We start from the raw sequence: 23,498 nt of genomic DNA, 5'->3' as shown, positions 1-23,498 counted from the left end.
GTGTTTGGTAAAAGCGTTGTTTTGGCAGTTAATATGACTTTTTGACGGGACTCACGTATAATAAAGGTGAGAATAATCAAGGAGGATTTTTTTAATGACAACATTTTACTGTGTCAGACATGGAATGACCGAATATAATCAACGGAAATTTTTTCAAGGAGGGATTGTGGACTCGCCGCTGCTGCCTGAAGGTCGGGAAGGGGCTAGAAAAGCCGGAAAGTTTTTAAGAGAAGTGCCATTTTCCGAAGTATTGGTCAGCCCACAAGGACGAGCACAAGATACCGCCCGTCTGATTTTAGAACAGCACACGAAATCACTGGCTATCACAACTGTGGACGATTTGCGGGAGATGGAATTTGGCATATGGGAAGGACTGCCTGAGAAAGATTTTTCCCATCTGGAACAATTCCAAAATCTAGTACATTATCCGCATAAGTACAATCCTGCCGAATATCAGGGAGAATCATTTTATCAATTGATTGAGCGTACGAAAGCTGTGTTTGAGAATTATAGTATCTCTCATCCGGAAGATAAAATTTTAATCGTTTCCCATGGTTTGACTTTGCAAACGATACTCAAGACTTTAACGGGTGTGCCGCTCTCAGATGTCAGAAAAGATAAACCTTTGAAAAACACCAGTGTCTCCACTATTCTTAATAACGGTAACGGATTTGTTTTAGATGTGTGGAATGATACAAGTTTTATTAAGTGATGATGTAAAAACTCCTTTGAACGGGATGCCTCGTTCAAAGGAGTTTTTTGTTTTTAATTTAGAGAAGCTGACATTTTAATTGGGGAAAAGCATTTGGAGAGATAATTTTTAATGTTTATGAACCATTTCCAACATTACCAACAGTTGTTTGAAATTTAAAAATCGTTGGATAGCGTTAATAACGGCGGATAGAGAAGCACCCTCTCGCAATGTCTGGTATTGATAGAGCCGTCAGCAGCCTAAAGTCAATTTTCCTCTGTTTTAGATTCTGGGAGTATTTTGAAAATCAGTCAATGAACTTTAAATTTTGAATATTAAGGAAATTCTGTGCGGATTTAGTAACGGCGCCCAAAAGTGTTGCGCTAGACTGCAGCGGACTGTTCATAACAATCACGTCCCTTGTAAACCGGCTCACTAAATGTTTATTTAAATAATCAATGAGTTCAGGAATTTTTTGATAGACCGAACTGTTGATGACTACAATTTCCGGATCATACAAAGAAGAAAGGTTATTGATACCGATACTTAGATAGTCTGCATTTTCTATGAGAATAACTTTGACAAGCTCGTTTCCTTCGTCGTAGTATTCTTTGACTCGGTCTGAGTTGATATTATGCACATCTAAAGCCGTTTCAATTTGGTCATACAAGGCCCGATGTGATGCGTATCGTTCCAGACAACCTTGATTGCCGCAAGGACACTTTTTTCCTCCCGGGAACAGGATGCTATGACCGATTTCCCCTGCCTTTCCGTGTTTTCCATTTCTTAAAAGACCATTCTCCACGATTCCGGCACCGATTCCTCCATGGATACTGATACTGACCAGACTATTGAATTTGGATGAAAAGCTATATTCTCCTAAAGCAGCCAAATTTGCTTCATTTTCTAAAAAGATAGGAAAATCGTACGAATTTGATAATTCATCAAAAAGCTCGATATGATCCAAAGGGTAGTTAGGAGTATAAATGATATCATTATTGACGACAATCCCGTGAATCGCAACGGTCATTCCTACGACTCCATGCCTAGTTTCAGGAGTGTATTCAGAGAGTTCACTGATAATTTCGTGGATATGTGTTGTGACTGTCTGCTCATCAATAGCTATCTTCCGTTTTTTAATCTTTTCAATAAAGGTTCCATCAATGAAAGACAAAACTCCTTCAATGTAATTAGTACCGATATCCAGCGCAATGACCAGCGATGAACGTCTGTTAAAAGTAAGAAGAACGGGCTTGCGGCCGCCTTGACTGCTTGCGTTGCCAACACCAACTTCCATAATCAACTCTTCTTCCATCAATTTTTTCGTGATAGCTGAGACAGAAGCTTTATTTAAATTGGTAATCATTGCCAAATTAGCTCGCGAAATAATATTTTCATCAATAATTTTTTGTAGGATAATTGCTTCATTGCGTTCTCTAATCGTGTATTTGCTTGTAATCATATCATCACTCCTTGAAAAAAATTATACTGTAAGCGGTTGACAAAAACAAACCCTCGTAGTATTCTTTATCTGTAAGTAAGTTTATCTTACTAACCAACTAAAATCAAGAGGATGGAGGAGTCAAAGTGAGTTATTTTCCAAATGTAGACAAAATTAAGTATGAGGGGACGAAAACTGCCAACCCATTTGCTTTTCGTCATTTCAATCCTGAAGAGGTGGTTCTAGGTAAGACCATGCGGGAACACCTGCCCTTTGCGCTGGCTTACTGGCACACAATGACACAAGACGGCACGGATCCATTTGGCGACCCTGTCAATATTCGTACTTGGGAGACTGCGGATCCAATGGAAACGGCTAAGAACCGTGTGGATGCTTTTTTTGAAATCCTTGAAAAATTAGGTGTAGAATATTTCTGTTTCCATGACATTGATATCGCACCTGCCGGTAATTCTTTAGAAGAATTTTTTGCTAATTTAGATGAGATCACCGACTTGATCAAAGAAAAGATGGCTGCGACCGGGATAAAATTGTTGTGGAACACGGCCAATATGTTTTCTCATCCTCGTTTTAATAATGGGGCGGCTTCAACTAACAATGCAGAAGTGTATGCGTATGCCGCAGCTCAAGTTAAAAAAGGTTTGGATTTGAGTAAAAAGCTTGATGGAAAAAACTATGTTTTTTGGGGCGGTCGTGAAGGGTATGAGTCTCTTCTGAATACGGACATGAAATTCGAGCAGGACAATATTGCCCGTCTGTTTAAAATGGCGATTGCTTATGGTGAAAAGATTGGTCACAAACCGCAGTTTTTATTGGAACCAAAACCAAAAGAGCCCTCAAAACATCAGTATGACTTCGATGCGGCCACAACGTTAGCTTTTATTCAGAAATATGGGTTAGAAGGAGATTTCAAGCTGAATTTAGAGGCGAACCATGCCACTCTGGCAGGGCATACCTTTGAGCATGAACTTCATGTGGCCCGTATCAATGATGCGTTAGGGTCGATTGATGCCAACCAAGGGGATATGCTGCTTGGCTGGGACACAGATGAGTTTCCAACTAATATTTATGATGCCGCTTTGGCGATGTATGAAATTTTAGAAAATGGCGGGATTGCTCCAGGAGGTATCAATTTTGATTCTAAAGTCCGCCGTTCGTCATTTGAAATGGACGATTTGTTGTTGGCTCACATTGCCGGGATGGATACCTTTGCCCGCGGTTTGAAAGCAGCGGCAAAATTAAAAGAAGAGCGTTTCTTTGATGATTTGAAAGACAAACGCTATGCCAGCTTTAAAGAGGGAATCGGAGCTAAGATATTAGCGGATTCTGAAGATTTGGAAAGTTTAACTGCGTATGCGTTGAAACATGATGACCCGAAATTGGAGTCCAGTCATTTGGAGTATGTGAAGTCTTTGTTGAATGATTATTTAGTTTAACTATTTTAAATAAAAGAAATGAGGTATAAAAATGAAAAAAAAGTTGTTGATTTCTTCATTAGTTTTATTGGGTGCAGTTGGTCTGACAGCGTGTTCTAGTTCAGATTCGAAAAAGGGAAGCTCAGAAAAAACGACTGTTGAAGTTTTTAACATCAAAACAGAAACAGCGGAGCAGATGGACAATTTGGTTGAGATGTTTGAAGAAGCTCATCCAGATATTGATATCAATATGACAACAGTTGGAGGCGGAACAGATGCAACAGCAGCTTTACAAGCGAAGTTTTCTTCTGGAGATGAGCCAGCAGTATTTATGTTGGGAGGATTATCAGACGCCCAGACATGGAGTCATACCTTATATGACCTATCCGACACTGACTTAGCTAAATCTGCGATTGAAGGAACTTTAGAAGGCGGCACCTATGATGAAAAGGTCGTTGGTCTTCCGATGAATATTGAGGGTTATGGTTGGTTGGTCAATAAGGAAATTTTTGAAGAAGCTGGTGTTCCGATAGAAGGTATCGAATCCTTTGCTGACTTTAAATCTGCAGTAGAAACACTGGATTCTAAGAAAGATGATCTTGGGTTAAAAGGAGTGTTTGGTTTTAGTGGTGGAGAAACTTGGGTAACAAGTCAATTCAGCTCAAACTTTATTGCGCCAGAATTCAACAATAGTTTACTAGAGACTTATTCAGCAAAAGAATTAAAATTAGAATATTCAGATCAAATGCAAGAAAATATCGACTTAGCAATCAAGTATAATGCCAAACCTTTGGAATCAATGGATTATTCTACTTCTGTAGAAGAAATGTTCGCTGGCAATCAAGTAGCAGTTATTCACCAGGGAAACTGGATTGTTCCTACATTAAACAGCTTAGATGAAGCTTTTGCAAAGGAAAAATTGGGAATTGTGCCAATGTACGTTGAATCTGAAACTGAAGGTAAAATCGTTGCTGGCCCTGCTTGGTACTGGTGTGTAAACAGCAATAAAAATGAAAAAGAGATTGAAGCATCTATAGAATTTATTAACTGGATGTATACAAACGAAGAGGCAATGACGTCGATAGTAGAAGATTTTGATTTCATCCCGGCCTATACGAATTTTGCAAGTGAGGATATCAAGGATCCGCTATCTAAAGAGATTTACCAATATTTGAGCGATGGAAAGACTGTTCCTTGGGTACATAATTCTTATCCTGATGGTTACGGTCAAAATATTATTGGTGTAGAGGTTCAATCCTATGCAGCTAAAAATTCTACATGGGAAGAGTTAAGTAAGAAGCTAATAGACACTTGGAATACAGAACGATCCAAGTAGAGAAAAATACAGATGGGAGTGAATCTCCCATCTGTATTTGAAAGAGAGGGGATTAATTGTGTTAACTAATAAATCGAAATCCTTTTGGTTATTACTGCTTCCTGCTTTGCTGGCACTTATGGCTGTATTGTTTATTCCTTTATTTATAGGGGGGTATTACTCACTCACGGATTGGAATGGAAATACAGTAGGTGTGTTCTTAGGTGTTGAGAATTATATGAAAGTCTTTAAAGATGAAACATTTATTAACAGCTTGATTTTTACGGCTAAGTTTTCGGTAGTCAGTATTGTTTTGATAAATGTTGTAGCCCTAAGTTTGGCAGTGTTGGTAACTCAAAAGCTTGGGAGATGGAGTACTCTTTTCCGTACCGTATTTTTTATGCCAAACCTAATCGGAGGGATTATTTTAGGTTTCATTTGGCAGTTTATTTTTAATAAGGTTTTTACAAGTATTGCTGACATCACCGGTATTGCTGGTTTTAACAATTGGTTAAATACACCTCAAACAGGTTTTTGGGGATTAGTAATCTTATTTGTGTGGCAAATGAGTGGGTATATGATGTTGATTTACATATCTTATCTAAATAATATACCTAGTGAAATTATTGAAGCTGCAGAAATAGATGGAGCTTCAGCAATCCAAAAGTTTTTCCAAGTGAAACTGCCAATGATTATGCCGGCCTTTACAGTAACTCTTTTTTTGACACTTTCCAATGCTTTTAAGATGTATGATCAGAATTTAGCATTAACGGCCGGTGGACCGTATAATTCGACCCAGATGACGGCCATGAACATCTATAATGAAGCGTTCTCTATGAGGAATATGGGGTATGCTCAAGCCAAAGCTATGATTTTTTTATTGATTATAGTGATAATTTCAATAATCCAGATTTCGGTTACGAGAAGAAAAGAGAGTGATGCGTAATGAAGAATAAAAGGAAATTGAAGAAGACTGGTGCTGTTTTAGTTGGAATTCTTTTCTCATGTTTGTGGATATATCCATTTTACTTGATTGTGATGAATTCCTTTAAAACGAAATCGCAAATATTTCAGGATACTTTGGGACTGCCCGATGGTCTTGAGTTTAACAATTATATTACAGCGTTGGATAAGTTAGATTTTAAAAACACGGCGCTTAACTCTATCTTGATTACGGTCTTCTCACTATTTTTCGTTGTAATCGTTTCATCAATGGCAGCATATGGTTTATCAAGAAATAAAAGTAAGCTTAGCTCGGGGTTGTATTTTTTTATTGCGATAGGCTTGTTAGTTCCGTTTCAAGGGATAATGATTCCACTAGTATCAATTTTTGGGAAAGTAAATATGCTGAATCGGGCTGGTCTTGTGATTATGTATATCGGACTGGCAACTAGTATGGCTACGTTTATGTATTATGGAGCACTGAGAGGGATTCCTAGATCTTTAGATGAAGCCGCTGTTATTGATGGTGCTTCGACATTTAAGATTTATTGGACGGTTATTTTCCCATTATTGAAGCCGACAACGGTAACAATTATTGTTTTAGATTCATTATGGTTTTGGAATGACTATTTGCTGCCTTCATTGAGTGTAAATAAAGAGGGATTATATACTATTCCGTTAAAAATGTTTTATTTCTTCGGAGAATTTAATAAACAATGGCACTTAGCTTTAGCGGCTCTAGTGGTTGTGATTGTTCCTATTATTATACTATTTGTTGCATTGCAAAAACATGTTGTAAAAGGCATTTCAGATGGCGCTGTAAAATAAGGAGGTTTTTATGAAATTCACAGATGGATATTGGATGGTAAAAGACGGTGTTACGGTTCACTCGCCTAAAGAGATCTATACTTTTGATAAGAGAGACGATTCTTTGGTGCTATATGCCCCTTATAAAAAAATCATAAGAAGGGGAGACACGCTTAATTTAGGGATGAGCACAATTACTCTCAGCAGTCCTGGAGAAAATATGATTTCTGTTCGTATCGTGCATCATCAAGGGAAAAATAAAGGACCTGATTTTCAGTTGAATCAGCAAGATACTAAAGTTATTGTGGCTCATGAGAATGAAGAGTTATCTTTACAATCAGGGAGTTTAAAAGTTTCAGCTAAATTAAATGAAAAATTTCAGTTGGAATTTTCTGCGAAAAATCAGGTGTTGACATCCTCTAAATTTGGTGCTCAAGGAGAAATCACCTTGAAAGATGGCACCCACTATATGCGTGAACAATTAAGCCTTGGTGTAGATGAGTTGATTTATGGGTTGGGTGAAAGGTTCACACCGTTTATCAAAAATGGACAGACAGTGGACATTTGGAATAAAGATGGTGGAACAGGAAGTGAGCAAGCCTATAAAAATATTCCTTTTTATCTAAGTAGCAATGGCTATGGAGTATTTGTCAATCATCCTGGGGAGGTTTCTTACGAAATTGCATCAGAAAATGTGTCTCGAGCACAATTTAGTGTGGAAGGGGAAGAATTAGAATATATTATCATTTATGGTGATACTCCAAAAGATGTCTTGGAAAATTATACCAGTCTGACAGGCAAACCTTCACTACCTCCAGCATGGTCTTTTGGTTTGTGGCTATCAACTTCTTTTACTACGGATTATAGTGAAGAAACGGTCATGAAGTTTATCGATGGCATGATTGAGCGCAATATTCCGTTGGAAGTTTTTCATTTTGACTGCTTTTGGATGAAGGAATTTGAGTGGACGAACTTTACCTGGAATGAAGAGTTGTTTCCAGATCCGGAGGGAATGATTAAAAGAATTCATGATAAAGGTATCAAGGTAAGTTTATGGATTAACCCTTACATTGGACAAAAATCACCTTTATACCAAGAAGGAGAAGGCAAAGGGTACTTCTTAAAGAGGGAAGATGGCTCTGTTTGGCAGTGGGATATGTGGCAAGCAGGCCAAGGAATTGTCGATTTCACCAATCCGGAAGCTGTTGAATGGTATCGCGGTCATCTGTCCCGTCTTTTGGATATGGGAGTGGATGCCTTTAAGACAGATTTTGGCGAACGGATTCCAACAGATGCGGTTTATTTTGATGGCTCGGACCCGAAGAGAGCCCATAATTATTACAGTTATTTATATAATAAAGTGGTCTTTGAATTGCTTGAAGAAAAAAGAGGAAAAAATGAAGCAGTTTTATTTGCCCGATCTGGCACCGTTGGCTCACAAAAATTTCCAGTTCATTGGGGAGGAGATAATCTTTCAGAATATGTGTCTATGGCAGAAACCATCCGTGGTGGTCTTTCATTCCTTCTTTCCGGTTTTGGGTATTGGAGCCACGATATAGGCGGGTTCGAAGAAAATGCTTCGGCTGATATTTATAAACGTTGGACACAATTTGGTTTACTATCAACCCATAGTCGTTATCATGGAAATATTGAATACCGGGTACCTTGGAATTATGATGAAGAAGCTGTCAGTGTGACACGGGAATTCACAAAGTTAAAAGTCAAATTAATGCCGTACCTTTATCAGCAAGCAGTGTATACTGCCAATACAGGTGTTCCAATGATGCGTCCACTGTTCTTAGAATACATATCTGATAAAAATAGTTATTTTGTAGACAAACAATATTTCTTGGGAGACAGCGTCATGGTTGCTCCGATACTTTCAGAAACAGGAGATGTTTCATATTATTTACCTGAAGGGGATTGGACTCATTTACTAAATGGTGAGTTTAAACAAGTCAAAGAAAATGGTGCTTGGTTAGAAGAAAAGCATGATTATTTGAGTCTGCCTGTGTGGGTGAAAGAAAATAGTATCTTAGTGATGAGCGGATCAGAGCACAGCAGCGTACTGTATGATTACAACAAAGATGTGGAAATACATTGCTACCAGCTGGACAATGGGAAACACGAGCAGGAGCTGGTGGATTGTCAGGGAAATGTTGTCGGTAAAGTTATGGTAACAAGAGAAGACGACAACTATAAGGCGAGCGTGGAAGGCATAGAAGGTCAAAACACAATAGTGATTCATAAAGGAAGTCAAGTTGTTACTGAAACTATTTTAGGCGATAGCGCTCAAATAACAGTTATTTGAATATGAACAAAAGCTGAAACGGAGCTGTTTCAGCTTTTCATTTAGAAAAGAGGATAGAAATTATGAGTTACGTTTTAGGAATAGATTTAGGTACCAGTTCTCTTAAAGGATTAGTGGTGGATAAGACTGGACAGGTGCTTTTACAATCATCCAGTGATTACAGGCTTTATCACCCGCAAAAAGGATATAGTGAGCAAAAGCCAAAGGACTGGATAGCTGCCCTAGAGACGGTGATGGAAGACTTAATAGAGAAAATTCCTGACTTAAAAGAGAACTTGGAAGGGCTCAGTATTTCAGGTCAGATGCACAGTCTAGTTCTTCTCGACCAAAAGGGGGAGGTCTTGAGAGACGCGATCTTGTGGAATGATGTTAGAACGATGAAACAGTGTGAGGAGATTTCCCGAAGATTGGGAGCTTCCCTGCTTGGTAAAACCAAAAACATAGCACTAGAAGGTTTTACTTTACCTAAAATTTTATGGGTAATGGAAAACGAACCTGAAATATGGGGAAAAACAGCGACCATTCTTTTACCGAAAGATTATTTGGCTTATTATCTCACAGAGAAGCGATGCACCGAGTATTCTGATGCTGCCGGGACATTGATGTTGAACGTAGTGAAGAAAGATTGGGACTCGGACATTTTATCAGAATTTAATATTACTAAAAATCAGCTGCCGGAATTGAAAAATTCATTTGATGAAATCGGAATTGTCAAGCAGACGTTATTAGAAAAACTTGGCTTTAAAAAATCTGTGAAAGTTTTTGCTGGCGGAGCAGATAATGCTTGTGCTGCATTTGGTGCAGGAATAATAGCTGAAGACAGGGCTATGTGCAGTATTGGCACTTCGGGAGTCTTTCTTTCCTATGAAGGAGTAGAAGAAAAAAATTACCACGGCAAACTGCATTTCTTTAATCATGTTCTGCCGCAGAGTTACTACTCTATGGGAGTCACTTTAGCAGCTGGGCAAAGCTTGTCATGGTTTAAGGAGACATTCGCAGGAGAGCGGACGTTTGAAGAAATACTTGAAGAGGCTGCTAAGAGCGTAGCGGGAGCGAATGGTTTGCTTTTCGCACCGTTTATTATGGGAGAGCGAACTCCTTATATTGACGGTAAAATAAGAGGGAGTTTTGTGGGAGTCGATGCTTCTCATCAATTTTCAGATTTCGCCAGAGCCGTTATTGAAGGAATTACTTTTTCTTTGAAAGAAAGTCAGCAAATAATGATGGATAATACTGGTAAAAAATTTGAAGAGATAATTTCCGTTGGGGGCGGAGCTAAAAGTAGCGTTTGGATGCAGATTCAGGCTGATATCTTTGAAACCAAAGTTCGTTCGTTAAAGGTTGAGCAAGGTCCAGGGCTCGGGGCAGCAATGATTGCTGCGATGGGATTGGAATGGTTCATTAATGTTGAGGATTGTGTGGGGACCTTCGTTACGTATGATCAGGAGTTTTGTCCTAATCATGACCATATAACAAAATATAGAAAATATTTCGATGTTTATAAAATGGTTTATTCAGGTACGAAGGATCTCTCACATCAATTAGTGGGTCTATCAGAGTAAGGGAGATTGAAGATATGATACTAGCTTTTGATATAGGCGGGAGCGCAGTTAAACACGCTTTATGGAATGGGAATGGTCTTGAGTCTAAAGGAAGCTTTGCCTTGCCAAGTGATTGGGTAGGCATGAAGCAGGAGCTGTTAAATGTTTTTGAAAACAGTCAGGACAATGGGGAAATTGAAGGAGTTGCATTCAGCGCGCCAGGACTCGTAAACGAAAAAATAGGGCAAATCCAAGGAGTAAGTGCCGTTGCTTATATTCACAATTTCCCCATTATTGATGAATTATCCGATTTATTCTGTGTTCCCGTCACGATGGAAAATGATGCCAATTGTGCTGCTCTTGCTGAGGTTTGGCTAGGTGCCGCCAAGGATAGTACTTCTGCTTTATTCGTTGTGATTGGAAGTGGTGTTGGAGGTTCAATCATATTTGATGGACAACTTTATAAAGGGAAAAATTTTTTTGGTGGCGAATTTGGCTATATGACCTTAAATGATACCGCCACTTGGAGTGAGGTAGGCAGTTGGGTTAAGACTGTCAAAAAATATAACCAGATGACGGGAAAACAAGTGTCAGGTGAAGAAATGATGCAACTTGTGAGAGAACATGACTTACTAGCCAACAAACTGTTTGAAAAATTTACATGGAATACAGCGATTGGAATTTCAAATTTACTTGTGGCTTTTGATCCGGGTCTGGTTGTGATAGGCGGAGGAATTTCTGCTGACGAATATTGGTTGGAACAACTCAAAAATCAGTTAACCAAGATGATGTCAGAAAAAAAAGTCACTCAGATGACTTACGATATTAAACCATGTGTTTTTAGAAACGATGCAAATTTAGTCGGTGCAGTTTATCATTACATCAGTACAACGTCAAAGTGACTAAATAAATTAAGAGTGTTGTATGCTCTATACAACACTCTTAATTATGTTAAAGTTTTTTGCCGTTATTTTTTATAACATCTTGATACCAGTAGTAGCTGTCTTTCTTGTAGCGTTTTAGGGTTCCCTGCTGTGACTCGTCTTGATCAACATAGACAAAACCATAGCGTTTTTGATAACCGTTTAACCAGCTTAATAAATCGGTGTATGACCATGTGCAGTAACCTAAAACAGTAATGCCGTCACTGATAGCTTCTTTAATGGCCTGAATATGCTGTCTTAGATAATTAATACGGTAGTCATCGTGGACTGCTCCAGTTTCTGTTAGAGTATCATATTCACCTAGGCCGTTTTCAGTAATTAATATGGGTAATCTGTAACGGCTTGCGATTCTGCGCATGCCTATCCGGAGACCAGTGGGATCAATTTCCCAGTCCCAATTAGTCTTTTCGACAAAAGGGTTTTCTACTCGTTTGTAAACACCGGGCCGACCAGATTCTTCTGAAGTTCCTTTTTCACCCGTCGTATTTTGTTTTCCGACAGAAACACCGTCTAGAGAATTAAAATTCATAGTGTTTGTTTGGTAGTAGTTCATACCCATAAAATCAGGCTTTCCAGATTTTAATAGTTGAGTGTCTTCAGGCAAAGTGTCTGGTGTTAGATCGTTGTCTTCCAGATATTTCCAAGCGACCAACGGATATTCGCCGTTAACATACACATCCATCCAAAAATTTGCTTCTAATTCTTCTGCGTTTTCAGCTGCAAGTACATTGCTGGGGTCGCAATTAAAAGAGTAGTTTGGACCGTAAGCAAAACTGGGGCCGATTTTTCCGGGCATTTTCAACTCATGAAACAAATGAATGGTGGAGGCATTCGCAAGATTGGCATGGTGGTTCGCTTGATACATCCTCTTCATGTTTTGTACTGCTGGTGGATGTGAACCCAATAAATAACCGTGTTGTATGAAAATGTTTTGTTCATTTAAGCTAACCCAGTAGTGGACTTTTCCTCGAAAGGTTTCAAAAAGAACAGCTGCATAGCGTGTGAAATCTTTAATGATTTGCCTTGATTCCCAACCGCCGTATTCTTCTTGGAGAGCTTTCGGAAGGTCCCAATGATAGATTGTCAGTACTGGTTCTATACCGTTGCTTATTAACTCATCTACGAGATTAATATAAAATTGCAAGCCAGCTTGATTAATTTTACCTTTTCCTTCTGGGAAAATACGTGTCCAAGCTACTGAAAAACGATAGGCTTTCAACCCTTGTTCTTTCATCAAAGCAATGTCTTCTTTGAAGCGGTGATAGTGATCTACTGCGACATCTCCTGTTGTTTCTTTAAAAGTCTTTCCAGGGATTCTGACGAAGTCATCCCAAACAGACACTCCTTTGCCGTCTTCCTGCCAAGCGCCTTCCACCTGGTAAGCAGCTGAAGCAGAACCCCAGAGAAAGTTTTTCGGGAAGTTGTCTAGCTGTCTATGTTCCATGTGTTTTTCCTCCTAGTCTAGTTAACCTCAACAGTAGCCTCATTCTTTAAAGCCTGATTATCTACTTTTTTGAAAAATGGATAGTATAAAGCAATAGCGATAATCACTTCAATCCCTTGCCATAGAGCTGCACGCCAATCGCCGCCAGTGATAAGGAAACCTGCGATAATCGGTGGAGTTGTCCAAGGTGCTGCTGCAACAACATGACCAATGATGCCAAAGTTGATCAAGAAATAGGTAATGCCTTGTAAAATCAGAGGAATACCTATAAAAGGGATTGCTAGAATAGGGTTTAATACGACTGGGATTCCGAACATAATTGGTTCACTGATTCCAAACACTGAAGGGAAAAATGAGATTTTCCCAAGAGTTTTGTATTGTTTGCTTTTAGCAAATAACATACAAAAAGCCAAACCGATAATAGCTCCAGTTCCGCCAAGGTTCATCCCGAAAAGAAGGAAGCCGTCAGCTGCAATGTGTTGAGGAGCACTTCCGTTAGTGACTGCTTCGATATTGCTTGTCAAAAAGGTTAGAAATATTGGAGAAGTCACACTTCCCACAACATTGTTTCCATGGATTCCAAGGGTCCATAGAGCACACATTAAAAAACTGACAAACAAAATCCCGCCAAGCGAATCGACACTTGTCACTAAAGGTGCAAAGAGACTGGTGATAAGGTCATTTATGTTGATGCTGAAAACAATTCTGATCAGCCAAAAAAACAGAACGGTTAAGGCACCAGGGATAAGCGCAGAAAAAGATCTCATAACAGCTGGAGGGACGCTTTCAGGTAATTTTATTGTCCAGTTTTTTCTGTAGAAAAATGTTAACAGTTCACCTGAGAAAAGTGCAACGATGATAGCAGTAAACATCCCGCCTGAGCCAAAGTTTGAAACATCAACCTCAAAGTTGTTGTTAAGCATCACCAAAATAAAGGAAACAGCAGAAATGACCATTCCGCTAACTACATCAATATTGTTTAGCCGTGTCATTTGATAGCTGATCCCAAGTAAAACAATCAGAGAAAGCATACCGAATGTAACGCTCACGATAGGATTAAAAACAGAACTGACCGGTGAGATAAAATCGTTCCACCAACTAAAGGGAAGATTGTTGAAGATTAAAAAAATACTACCCAATATTGTAAATGGAACAGTAATCACCATACCGTCTCTAAGTGCGACGAGATACTTATTTTCACTTATCCTTGTCACTTTGTTGAGTAAACCGTTTGATAACCAATCTGAAAAATTATGCAAAATTTTTACCTCCTGTACGTTTTAAATAGCAGCTATTCTGACCTAATAATAAGCTGTCATTTTTGATGCTGATATAAGAATATTGATTAAAAAAAATAAGGATATTGATATGAGGTGTTTTGAATGAAAAAAATGTATTTAAAAGAAGTGGCTTTTCATGGGGAAGATTTTTTTCATTTTTCAATATATAAATTGAAAATTTTGGATAATAGACAACTGATTATCAACAGCCATTGGCATGAAGAGATGGAATTCTTATACGTAGAAAAAGGCAATGTAACAATCTATATCAACGACAGCCAATTTGTTGTAGGTAATCAAACACTCGTTTATTTGCCCTCACAGGCGATTCATTCTGTTCGTAATCATAAAGACGGAGATAAAAGTGTTTATTCTTTAGTTTTTTCAGCAGATTTGATAGGACAAAAAAATTTAAAAGAATCCATTTTTAATCATTCTCTGATGTCAACTGCCGAAATAATAAATTTAGACAATGACATAGGAAAAAAGATACAAGATATCTTGTATCAAACCATTGAGGTGTATTCAACCCATCATTCTGAATCGGAATTTTTGATTCGTGGGAACTTGTTCCACCTTTTTCATTATATGTTTCAATCAGCGGATAAAATTTTTTCGCGATCAGTTTTTAAAGAGCAGGTTTTAGACTATAGGAAAGAGTTAATAATCAAATATATTCGGGAAAATTATCAAGATGACATAAAGTTAAAGGATATTTCCCAAAAGCTTAACATATCCATTGAACATTTTAGCCGGATTTTCAAAAAACATTTTGGTTGTACTTTTACCAAATATCTGATGAAGTATCGGGTCAGCAAGGCAACTTTGTTTTTGAAGACGACTAAATTAGCTATTATTGATATCGCTGTATCATGTGGTTTTAAATCAAGTAGTTATTTTTCAGCATGTTTTAAACGAGAAATGGGGATGACTCCGCAACAATATCGGAAAAAGTATACTTACTTGTAAACTATATAAGTAAACTTTTCTTATGTGTTTTTAAAAGTGTATTGATTCAGCAGTTTAAAAAGTCACTCGTTATTCTCACGCTTTCCTCTACAATCCATTCCCAGATAATGGTATACTAGTGTATTGTTAAGAGCGATAGGAAGAGGTAAAAAAATGAAAACTAGAGGATTTGAAGTCATTACAGACTATATTGGAAAAGTAAACTTGCCGGCAAGGGCCACATATGGTGCGGCAGGTTATGATTTTGAAGCGGCGGAAGACGTTGTGATACCAAGTATTTGGAAACAAGGCATCGCAACGGTTTTAAAAGCTGTTTTAAAGAAAGAAACTCTATCGGTAAACGAGGAATCGCAAAAAGAAGTGAAACCCACATTGGTGCCGACAGGAATCAAGTCTTACATGGGCGCTGACGAATATTTGCAGTTGACTAACCGTTCCAGCAATCCATTGAAAAATTATCTCTGGCTGGCTAACGGTGTGGGGGTTATCGACAGTGATTACTACGATAATCCGGACAATGAAGGACATATCATGTTTCAATTTTTAAATTTTGGTCTAGTAGATAAAAAAATCAGCAAAGGTGATCGTATCGGTCAAGGAATTTTTCTGCCCTTTTTAAAAGCAGATCAGGATAAGGCTACTGGAGAGAGAGTCGGCGGGTTTGGTTCTTCCGGAGAGAACTAAGGAACTTAATCCTTTTTTAAAGAAGTTATCTATTTAAATTCATTTAAAATACCGCTTTTTATGTTAAAATGAACTGAATGGTCATGATTGAAGGAGAAGCTATGGCAAAAAAAGTAAAAACACATTTTGAATGTCAAGCGTGCGGTTATATTTCGCCGAAGTATCTGGGAAGATGTCCTAATTGCGGCAAGTGGAATGAAATGGTAGAAGTGAAATCTCAGGAAACAGAGGATCACCGCAACCGTGTCAGTTTAAGCGGCAAACAAGCCCAACCAAAGAAATTAAGTGATGTGACAACGAGTAAGGAACCCCGTGTAAAAACCCGGATGGGTGAATTGAATCGGGTGTTAGGCGGCGGTGTGGTCCCGGGATCACTGGTTTTGATTGGGGGAGATCCGGGTATCGGAAAATCTACCTTGCTGCTGCAAGTGTCACAACAACTGAATTTGACAAAAGGGCAAGTTTTGTACGTTTCCGGGGAAGAAAGTGCAGAACAAATAAAAATGCGTGCAGAGCGTTTGGGCAGCGCAGGGAATGACTTTTTTGTCTATGCAGAGACCGACATGTCTTTGATCCGGAAAACGATTGAAGAATTGCGTCCTGATTATGTAATCATTGACTCGATTCAAACGATGATTCAGCCGGAAATCACCAGTGCTTCTGGAAGTGTGAGTCAAGTGCGGGAAACTACTGCTGAATTGATGCAAATTGCCAAAACCAATCACATTGCGATTTTTATCGTTGGTCATGTGACGAAAGAAGGCGCTTTGGCAGGTCCGAGAATGCTGGAACATATGGTGGATACGGTGCTTTATTTTGAAGGGGACCGTCATCACACGTTTAGGATTTTGCGGGCAGTAAAAAATCGTTTCGGTTCTACAAATGAAATTGGTATTTTTGAAATGAAAGAAAGCGGACTGGCAGAAGTCCTCAATCCTTCAGAAGTTTTTTTAGAGGAACGACTGGAAGGAGCGACTGGTTCAGCCATCGTTGTTTCCATGGAAGGTAGCCGGCCGATTTTGGCAGAAGTGCAAGCCTTGGTAACTCCTACTTTGTTTGGCAATGCAAGACGAACAGCAACAGGTCTAGATTATAACCGGGTAGCTTTGATTATGGCAGTACTGGAGAAGCGGGCAGGGTTGCTGCTGCAAAATCAAGACGCCTATCTCAAAGCAGCAGGCGGGGTCAAGCTGGATGAACCAGCGATTGATTTGGCTATTGCAGTCAGTATCGCTTCCAGTTATAAGGATCAGGGCACCCAAGTCTCTGAGTGCTTTGTCGGAGAGATAGGTCTGACTGGTGAAATCCGCCGCGTCAACCGCATCGAACAACGTGTGAAAGAGGCAGAGAAATTAGGCTTTAAAAAAGTATATATACCCAAAAACAACCTTCATGGATGGAAACCGCCCAAAGGAATCGAAGTGGTCGGTGTAGCAACGATTAGCGATGTTCTGAATCGCGTGTTTAATTAAAGAGAGGAGGCAAACTATGAAAAGAATTTATACCATTATTTTGGTTTTAATAGGTGCCAGTATCGGTATTGCCGCATTACCGCAATTATGGGTACTGATAGACTTGACTAACAATCAGATTATCAACAACTATATTGTCAATGGTGTGATTGGCGGATCGGTTTTTCTGATTATTGCAATGCTGACCGGCAATAAATTTGTCAGCAGTTTAAAAAAATTGGAGGATGCAATCAGCAAGAAAAGCTCTCAGTATCTGTTGTTTGGAGCCCTTGGTGCGATTGTCGGACTACTGCTTGGAGTATTGATTTCTGTTCCGCTTTACAACATAGATATTCCCGTTATTCGTGATGTTGTACCTGCAATTATTCTTTTATCTTTGGGATTTCTAGGTTTTAGAGTAGGAACGACTAAAATGGATGATTGGCGCAGGTTATTTATGCCGAAAAACCGTCGCAACGCTGAGGATGTCCTTGAGCGGAAAGCAGATGAAACTTTTCGCCAATACAAAATTTTGGATACAAGCGTAATTATAGACGGTCGGATTTATGATATCGCCAAAACCGGTTTTATCGAAGGCACACTATTGATTCCTAATTTCGTGCTTTATGAATTGCAGTATATTGCCGACTCCGGCGACAGCGTAAAGCGGGTCAGAGGACGACGGGGACTGGATATTTTGAATGCTTTACAGAAAGAAGAAAGCGTTCAGGTGGAAATGTATGACGGCGACTTTGAAGAAATCACAGAAGTAGACAGCAAATTGATTCGTCTGGCCAAGCTGTTAGATGGTGTTTTGGTAACAAATGATTATAATTTAAATAAGGTTTCCGAGTTTCAAAATGTACCGGTCTTAAATATCAATGCGTTGGCTAATGCCGTGAAACCCGTAGTGATACCAGGGGAAACCATGCGGGTGTTGGTTGTGAAAGATGGCACCGAGCGTCAGCAAGGAGTGGCTTACTTAGATGACGGCACCATGATTGTGGTGGAAGACGGTCAGCATTATATGAACAAAGAGATCGACGTGATCGTAACCAGTGCCTTGCAGACGGCAGCGGGCAGAATGATTTTTGCCAAGCCGGCTCATGCTCAGCACGGTCTTAATGAAAAGAACAAGTAATGGGAGAATGACGTTCTCCTTATGAAAATAGATGAACAGCATTTGAAGAAAGGAATAACAGGTATGGGAAAAAAAGTTCGTGTGCGTTATGCACCAAGTCCGACAGGTCATTTACATATCGGCAATGCGCGTACCGCATTATTTAATTATTTATATGCAAAAAATCTAGGCGGCGACTTCATCATCCGGATAGAAGATACGGACATGAAGCGTAATATCGAAGGCGGGGAAGCAAGCCAGCTTGATAACTTGAAATGGTTAAACATCGATTGGGAGGAATCGCCTGACAAGCCGGGAGCATTTGGCCCTTACCGCCAATCAGAACGAAGCGATATTTATTTGCCGCTGATTGATCAGTTGTTAGCCAGCAATCTGGCCTATAAATGTTATTGTACGGAAGAAGAATTGGAAGAACAGAAAGAAGCTCAACATCGTCGGGGCGAGATGCCAAGATACGGCGGGACTTGTGCTCACTTGACTCCAGAAGAACAAGCACAGAAAGAAGCTGAAGGAAGAAACTTCGTTGTGCGTTTCCGCGTGCCGAGAGGGGAAGAAATCTCTTTTGATGACTTAGTCAAAGGAAAAATCACCTTCGAGTCTGATAGTGTGGGTGGAGACTTTGTTATCTTGAAACGGGATAAAATGCCGACGTACAACTTTGCAGTTGCGGTGGACGATCATTTGATGCAAATTTCTCATGTCTTGCGGGGAGATGACCATATTGCCAATACACCAAAACAAATCATGGTGTATAATGCTTTCGGCTGGGAGCCTCCAGTCTTTGGGCATATGACTTTGATTGTCAATAGCGACACTGGGAAGAAGTTGAGCAAACGTGACGGCGGTATCCTGCAATTTATTGAGCAGTACCGTGACCTTGGCTATTTACCAGAAGCCATGTTCAATTTTATTGCCTTGCTGGGCTGGTCGCCGGGCGGAGAAGAAGAGATTTTTTCTAAAGAGGAGCTGATCGAGCGGTTTGATGCCAAACGTTTGAGCAAATCTCCTGCAGCCTTTGATGCCAAAAAGTTGGAATGGATTAATAATCAATACATCAAAGAGTTAGATTTAGATAAATTAACGGCTATGTGTGTTCCGTTTTTTGTGGATGCTGGACGTTTGCCGGAAGAATTGACAGAAGACCAACAGACATGGGTGAAAAAACTTGTAGAGTTGTATCAGCCGCAAATGAGTTTTGCCGGTGAAATCGTCGCACTGACAGAGATGTTCTTTGAGGACTATCCGGTGTTGGACGAAGGGGCCCAAAAAGTATTAGCGGGAGATACAGTACCGACAGTGCTGGCGGCGTTCAAAGAAGAAATCAGTCAGTTGGAGGCCTTCGATGTTCCGTCAATCAAACAAGCGATTAAAAATGTTCAGAAGTCCACTGGCGCCAAGGGCAAGAATTTATTCATGCCGATTCGGGTGGCAGTTTCCGGACAAACTCATGGACCTGAATTAGGGGACACCATCCTTCTTTTAGGAAAAGAAAAAACGATCGACCATTTGAATAAAGTTATCAATAAATAAACACGCAGACAAGAAGAAGTAAATTGTTTTGTTTAGTACAGCGAGTCTATGGCTGGTGAAAATAGACCTGACAGACGATTGAAATGCCCCTTGTAGTGGAAACGGCGAAACTGACAGTGTTCAAAGAGTAGCTGTTTACGGAAATCAGTCCACGTTAACGGACGAACAAGGCAGAAATCAGCAAGTTTGATTTTTGCAAATAAAAGTGGAACCACGTGCCAAACGTCTTTTGTATGAGTCAATACTTATGCAAAAGGCGTTTTTTTATGACAAAATTTTACTTAATGAATGTGAGGGGAGAATTTTGAATCGACTAAAAGAAGATATTCTAACGGTAAAAAAACATGATCCGGCGGCCAGATATGCACTGGAAATAATCTTGACTTATCCCGGTTTGCACGCATTATGGTTGCATCATTTGACACATTTTCTCTATCGGCATAAATTGAAATTAGTTGCTAGAATGTTGGCAACTTTCAGCCGGTTTTTAACCGGCATAGAAATTCATCCGGCGGCACAGATCGGCCGGCGCGTTTTCATTGACCATGGTATGGGGCTTGTTATCGGTGAAACAGCCAAAGTCGGCAACGATGTGGTTTTGTTTCACGGTGTAACGCTTGGAGGAACAGGGAAAGATAAAGGAAAAAGACATCCTACTTTGCTGGATGGTGCCTATATTTCTGCCCATGCGCAAATTTTAGGGCCAATCACGATTGGTAAAAACAGCAAGATAGGCGCCTCATCTGTCGTTTTGAAATCCATCCCGGACAATGCGACAGCAGTGGGGTTGCCTGCGAAAGTGGTAAGATTGAACGGCATAAGGGTAAAAGATGACAGTATGATAGAGTAGGTTATGGGAGCAAAATACAGGAGGAATAAAATGATTCAAATCTATAATACATTGACCCGGGAAAAGGAAACTTTTGTCCCTATTGAAGAAGGCAAGGTAAGAATGTATGTGTGCGGGCCCACAGTTTATAATTATATCCATATCGGCAATGCCCGCAGTACCATCGCGTTTGATACCATTCGGAAATATTTTGAGTACCGAGGTTATCAAGTGAACTATGTTTCTAACTTTACAGATGTGGATGATAAAATCATTCGTTCGGCCAAAGAAGAGGGCACCACTCCCCAAGCTTTGGCTCAAAAATATATTAAAGCCTTCAAAGAAGACACCGGGGCACTGAACGTTAAGCCGGCATGCCTGCATCCGCAAGTGGTGGACCATATCGGTGCAATCATCCAGTTTATCGAAGAACTGATAGACAAAGGATATGCCTATGAGTCCGGTGGAGATGTTTACTACCGCACGAGAAAGTTTAAAGATTACGGAAAATTGAGCCACCAGTCCATAGATGAACTGGAAATAGGTGCCAGCCAACGCACCGGACAGGAACAAGATAAAAAGGAAGACCCTATCGATTTTGCCTTGTGGAAAACGGCCAAAGAAGATGAAATTTCATGGGAATCTCCTTGGGGCAAAGGACGTCCGGGGTGGCACATTGAATGCTCGGTTATGGCTAATCATCATTTGGGAGAGACTATTGATATTCATGGAGGCGGGGAAGATTTGCAGTTTCCTCACCACGAAAATGAAATCGCCCAATCAGAAGCCCGTTCCGGCAAACCTTTTGCCAACTACTGGATGCATAACGGTTTTGTGACGGTAGGCACGGAAGACGAGAAGATGAGCAAGTCCCTAGGAAATTTTGTGACTGCCCATGAACTCTTGCAAAAAGTTGATGCCATGACTTTGCGTTTTGCTTTAGCAACTACGCAGTATCGCCGGCCAATCCCTTTCAATGAAGAAACGTTGGCGGATGCGGAAAATAATTTGCAGCGTATCCAGACAGCTTACCGTAATGCCCAGTTTCGTCTGAAACAAGCTGAGAGTATGGCTGATGCTGATGGAGAAGCAGAGCTGACCAGATTAGAAGAAGAGTTTGTCACAGCAATGGACGATGATTTCAACGCTGCTAACGGCATCACAGTGGTGTACGAATTGGTTAAGTGGCTCAATCACTATATCGAAAAAGCCGAAGTCTCCCGGGAAGTCTTGGAACTGGCGGTTGAGAAATTGGAAAAGTGGCTTTATATTTTTGGCGTCACTTTGAAAACGCAAGAGCTGCTGGATGAAGATGTCGAGCAGTTGATTGAGGAACGTAAGACAGCCAGAGCAAACAAAGATTTTTCCCGCAGTGATGAGATTCGTGATTTGCTGAAAGCTCAGGGCATCATATTAGAAGATACGGCACAAGGTGTCAGATGGAGACGAACGAAATGAGAGAGAAACAAGATTTTGGCTTGTTGAATGGCTTAGCTTTAGCTTACATGGGCGACGCTGTTTATGAATTATTCGTCCGTGAGTATCTTATTCGCCAAGGGAACACGCGGCCGAATATGCTTCACCAGAAAGCCACAAAGTATGTTTCGGCAAACGCTCAGGCCGAATTGATGCATGAACTGCTGGCAAAGGACTTGCTGAATGAGAGAGAAAAAGAGATTTACCGTCGCGGGCGCAATGCTAAAAGCCACACCACTGCTAAAAATGTGGAGGTCAAAACGTACCGTATTTCAACAGGATTTGAAGCGGTGATGGGCTATCTTCATTTAAACGGAGAAACTGAAAGACTTCAAGAGTTGATGACTTGGTGTGTGCAGATAAGAGATGGCGGAGAGGATTTTGTTTTAAAGAATCAAGACAATCGTTCTGCCAGTGATAAGGAGGAAGGAACATGACAAAACGCCATAGCGGACAATCCCCCCGCCGGAAGCCGAATAAACTAAAAAAAGAAAAAACAGTTGTGAAGTCTCAAGAAACACCGGATGTTGCAGCGGGAGAGGACTTTGCCATCGGTTTTTACGGGGTCAGCGAAGCACTCCAAGCAAAGCGCGGCAATAAATTATTTGTGCAAGAAGATATCAAAGGCCGGCGGATAGACGAGGTTAAACAACTGGCACAAAAACTGTCAGTCCCTGTCCAATTCGTGCCTAAAAATAAATTGGACCATTTGACCGACCGGGGCAATCATCAGGGAGTAGTCCTAGGTGTGACACCTTTCAGCTATTTGAGTGTGGAAGAACTGTTAAACTCTGTTACTTCGGAGACGCCTTTCTTTTTGATTTTGGATGGCATCGAAGATCCCCATAACTTCGGTTCGATTTTGCGGACGGCTGATGCGGCAGGAGTGGACGGTGTGATTATTCCTAAACACCGGGCGGTAGGTATCACGTCAATCGTCTCAAAGACTTCCACCGGTGCAGTTGAGCATATCCCAGTGGCCCGCGCGACTAATTTGTCTCAGGCCGTGCGTCAGTTGAAGGATAAAAACTTTTGGATTTTCGGCACAGATATGGCAGGCACAGATTATCGGGAGTGGAACGTTGCCGGAGCTATCGCGTTGATTATCGGCAATGAGGGAAAGGGCATTTCTCCCGGATTAAAAAAAGAAGTTGACGAAATGCTGACCATCCCCATGACGGGGCATGTTCAAAGCTTAAATGCCAGTGTAGCCGCCGGCATCATGATGTACGAAGTATTTCGGAAGCGTCAGAGGTAAAGGGCGTGAAT

20 protein-coding genes and 1 other annotated feature are annotated in these 23,498 nt (G+C 40.3%); of the genes, 17 read left to right on the top strand and 3 right to left on the bottom strand.

The genetic code is table 11. The features are described 5' to 3' along the window. The first annotated feature begins 94 nt into the window (after positions 1-94). A complete protein-coding gene (locus tag AC4PHI_RS12935) occupies positions 95-712 on the top strand; it encodes a histidine phosphatase family protein (protein ID WP_492200240.1) in 618 nt (205 codons plus the stop codon). Between the two features lie 286 nt (positions 713-998). Here AC4PHI_RS12935 and AC4PHI_RS12930 read toward each other — a convergent pair whose 3' ends face one another. Beyond that, positions 999-2,153 (bottom strand): ROK family protein, encoded by a 1,155-nt coding sequence (locus AC4PHI_RS12930; RefSeq protein WP_492200239.1) that lies wholly within the window; start codon positions 2,151-2,153, stop codon positions 999-1,001. A gap of 125 nt (positions 2,154-2,278) precedes the next feature. Here AC4PHI_RS12930 and xylA point away from each other — a divergent pair, with 125 nt between their 5' ends. From xylA to AC4PHI_RS12895, 7 genes are all read left to right on the top strand, one after another. After that, positions 2,279-3,586, top strand: a complete 1,308-nt coding sequence (gene xylA / locus AC4PHI_RS12925; protein WP_492200238.1) for a xylose isomerase — start codon at positions 2,279-2,281, stop codon at positions 3,584-3,586. 31 nt (positions 3,587-3,617) lie between these two features. Next, complete coding sequence (locus AC4PHI_RS12920; RefSeq protein ID WP_492200237.1) at positions 3,618-4,901, top strand: ABC transporter substrate-binding protein; 1,284 nt, start codon at positions 3,618-3,620, stop codon at positions 4,899-4,901. Positions 4,902-4,959: 58 nt separating this feature from the next. Beyond that, entirely contained in the window at positions 4,960-5,826 is an 867-nt protein-coding gene (locus AC4PHI_RS12915) for a carbohydrate ABC transporter permease (protein ID WP_492200236.1), read from the top strand. Continuing rightward, a complete protein-coding gene (locus AC4PHI_RS12910; RefSeq protein ID WP_492200235.1) occupies positions 5,826-6,650 on the top strand; it encodes a carbohydrate ABC transporter permease in 825 nt (274 codons plus the stop codon). The genes AC4PHI_RS12915 and AC4PHI_RS12910 overlap by 1 nt, the downstream gene beginning before the upstream one ends. A 10-nt stretch (positions 6,651-6,660) precedes the next feature. Further along, positions 6,661-8,940, top strand: a complete 2,280-nt coding sequence (yicI, locus tag AC4PHI_RS12905; protein WP_492200234.1) for an alpha-xylosidase — start codon at positions 6,661-6,663, stop codon at positions 8,938-8,940. Positions 8,941-9,002: 62 nt separating this feature from the next. After that, positions 9,003-10,502 (top strand): xylulokinase, encoded by a 1,500-nt coding sequence (gene xylB, locus AC4PHI_RS12900; protein WP_492200233.1) that lies wholly within the window; start codon positions 9,003-9,005, stop codon positions 10,500-10,502. Between the two features lie 14 nt (positions 10,503-10,516). Continuing rightward, positions 10,517-11,383 (top strand): ROK family protein, encoded by an 867-nt coding sequence (locus tag AC4PHI_RS12895; RefSeq protein WP_492200232.1) that lies wholly within the window; start codon positions 10,517-10,519, stop codon positions 11,381-11,383. A 49-nt stretch (positions 11,384-11,432) separates the two neighbouring features. Here the strand turns inward: AC4PHI_RS12895 and AC4PHI_RS12890 are convergent, their stop codons facing one another. Both AC4PHI_RS12890 and AC4PHI_RS12885 read right to left on the bottom strand, forming a co-directional pair. Next, the gene (locus AC4PHI_RS12890) at positions 11,433-12,869 is read right to left on the bottom strand and encodes a glycoside hydrolase family 1 protein (protein WP_492200231.1); all 1,437 of its coding nucleotides are present in this window, start codon (positions 12,867-12,869) and stop codon (positions 11,433-11,435) included. Between the two features lie 17 nt (positions 12,870-12,886). Next, positions 12,887-14,128, bottom strand: a complete 1,242-nt coding sequence (locus tag AC4PHI_RS12885; protein ID WP_492200230.1) for a PTS sugar transporter subunit IIC — start codon at positions 14,126-14,128, stop codon at positions 12,887-12,889. 123 nt (positions 14,129-14,251) lie between these two features. On the opposite strand from AC4PHI_RS12885, the gene AC4PHI_RS12880 reads away from it, so the two are divergent. The 9 genes from AC4PHI_RS12880 to rlmB all read left to right on the top strand — a co-directional run bounded on the left by AC4PHI_RS12880 (position 14,252) and on the right by rlmB (position 23,487). After that, a complete protein-coding gene (locus tag AC4PHI_RS12880; RefSeq protein WP_492200229.1) occupies positions 14,252-15,118 on the top strand; it encodes a helix-turn-helix domain-containing protein in 867 nt (288 codons plus the stop codon). Positions 15,119-15,271: 153 nt separating this feature from the next. Beyond that, the gene (locus AC4PHI_RS12875; RefSeq protein ID WP_492200228.1) at positions 15,272-15,802 is read left to right on the top strand and encodes a dCTP deaminase/dUTPase family protein; all 531 of its coding nucleotides are present in this window, start codon (positions 15,272-15,274) and stop codon (positions 15,800-15,802) included. Positions 15,803-15,903: 101 nt separating this feature from the next. Continuing rightward, positions 15,904-17,274, top strand: coding sequence for a DNA repair protein RadA (radA, locus tag AC4PHI_RS12870; protein ID WP_492200227.1), 1,371 nt, complete (start codon positions 15,904-15,906; stop codon positions 17,272-17,274). A 16-nt stretch (positions 17,275-17,290) separates the two neighbouring features. Continuing rightward, positions 17,291-18,394 (top strand): PIN/TRAM domain-containing protein, encoded by a 1,104-nt coding sequence (locus AC4PHI_RS12865; protein ID WP_492200226.1) that lies wholly within the window; start codon positions 17,291-17,293, stop codon positions 18,392-18,394. 63 nt (positions 18,395-18,457) lie between these two features. Beyond that, the gene (gene gltX, locus AC4PHI_RS12860; RefSeq protein WP_492200225.1) at positions 18,458-19,924 is read left to right on the top strand and encodes a glutamate--tRNA ligase; all 1,467 of its coding nucleotides are present in this window, start codon (positions 18,458-18,460) and stop codon (positions 19,922-19,924) included. Further along, positions 19,921-20,157: a binding site (T-box leader), on the top strand. It overlaps the preceding gene by 4 nt. A 71-nt stretch (positions 20,158-20,228) precedes the next feature. Then, positions 20,229-20,774: a serine O-acetyltransferase EpsC gene (gene epsC / locus AC4PHI_RS12855; protein WP_492200224.1), complete on the top strand. Its 546-nt coding sequence runs from the start codon at positions 20,229-20,231 to the stop codon at positions 20,772-20,774. A 30-nt stretch (positions 20,775-20,804) separates the two neighbouring features. Continuing rightward, the gene (gene cysS, locus AC4PHI_RS12850) at positions 20,805-22,211 is read left to right on the top strand and encodes a cysteine--tRNA ligase (protein WP_492200223.1); all 1,407 of its coding nucleotides are present in this window, start codon (positions 20,805-20,807) and stop codon (positions 22,209-22,211) included. Then, positions 22,208-22,666, top strand: coding sequence for a Mini-ribonuclease 3 (locus AC4PHI_RS12845; RefSeq protein ID WP_492200222.1), 459 nt, complete (start codon positions 22,208-22,210; stop codon positions 22,664-22,666). The genes cysS and AC4PHI_RS12845 overlap by 4 nt, the downstream gene beginning before the upstream one ends. Next, positions 22,663-23,487, top strand: a complete 825-nt coding sequence (rlmB, locus tag AC4PHI_RS12840) for a 23S rRNA (guanosine(2251)-2'-O)-methyltransferase RlmB (protein WP_492200221.1) — start codon at positions 22,663-22,665, stop codon at positions 23,485-23,487. Before AC4PHI_RS12845 ends, rlmB begins: the two co-directional genes overlap by 4 nt. Positions 23,488-23,498 lie beyond the last annotated feature (11 nt).

This window comes from Vagococcus sp. QWL-13, from assembly GCF_058683555.1.
This window is presented reverse-complemented; position numbering and strand designations above follow the sequence as displayed.

Coding starts and splice junctions, on each gene's coding strand:
- gltX (WP_492200225.1), top strand. CDS start 18,458: ATGGGAAAAAAAGTTCGTGTGCGTTATGCACCAAGTCCGACAGGTCAT.
- AC4PHI_RS12910 (WP_492200235.1), top strand. CDS start 5,826: ATGAAGAATAAAAGGAAATTGAAGAAGACTGGTGCTGTTTTAGTTGGA.
- AC4PHI_RS12935 (WP_492200240.1), top strand. CDS start 95: ATGACAACATTTTACTGTGTCAGACATGGAATGACCGAATATAATCAA.
- AC4PHI_RS12895 (WP_492200232.1), top strand. CDS start 10,517: ATGATACTAGCTTTTGATATAGGCGGGAGCGCAGTTAAACACGCTTTA.
- cysS (WP_492200223.1), top strand. CDS start 20,805: ATGATTCAAATCTATAATACATTGACCCGGGAAAAGGAAACTTTTGTC.
- AC4PHI_RS12890 (WP_492200231.1), bottom strand. CDS start 12,869: ATGGAACATAGACAGCTAGACAACTTCCCGAAAAACTTTCTCTGGGGT.
- yicI (WP_492200234.1), top strand. CDS start 6,661: ATGAAATTCACAGATGGATATTGGATGGTAAAAGACGGTGTTACGGTT.
- AC4PHI_RS12920 (WP_492200237.1), top strand. CDS start 3,618: ATGAAAAAAAAGTTGTTGATTTCTTCATTAGTTTTATTGGGTGCAGTT.
- rlmB (WP_492200221.1), top strand. CDS start 22,663: ATGACAAAACGCCATAGCGGACAATCCCCCCGCCGGAAGCCGAATAAA.
- AC4PHI_RS12845 (WP_492200222.1), top strand. CDS start 22,208: ATGAGAGAGAAACAAGATTTTGGCTTGTTGAATGGCTTAGCTTTAGCT.
- radA (WP_492200227.1), top strand. CDS start 15,904: ATGGCAAAAAAAGTAAAAACACATTTTGAATGTCAAGCGTGCGGTTAT.
- AC4PHI_RS12880 (WP_492200229.1), top strand. CDS start 14,252: ATGAAAAAAATGTATTTAAAAGAAGTGGCTTTTCATGGGGAAGATTTT.
- AC4PHI_RS12875 (WP_492200228.1), top strand. CDS start 15,272: ATGAAAACTAGAGGATTTGAAGTCATTACAGACTATATTGGAAAAGTA.
- xylB (WP_492200233.1), top strand. CDS start 9,003: ATGAGTTACGTTTTAGGAATAGATTTAGGTACCAGTTCTCTTAAAGGA.
- AC4PHI_RS12865 (WP_492200226.1), top strand. CDS start 17,291: ATGAAAAGAATTTATACCATTATTTTGGTTTTAATAGGTGCCAGTATC.
- AC4PHI_RS12930 (WP_492200239.1), bottom strand. CDS start 2,153: ATGATTACAAGCAAATACACGATTAGAGAACGCAATGAAGCAATTATC.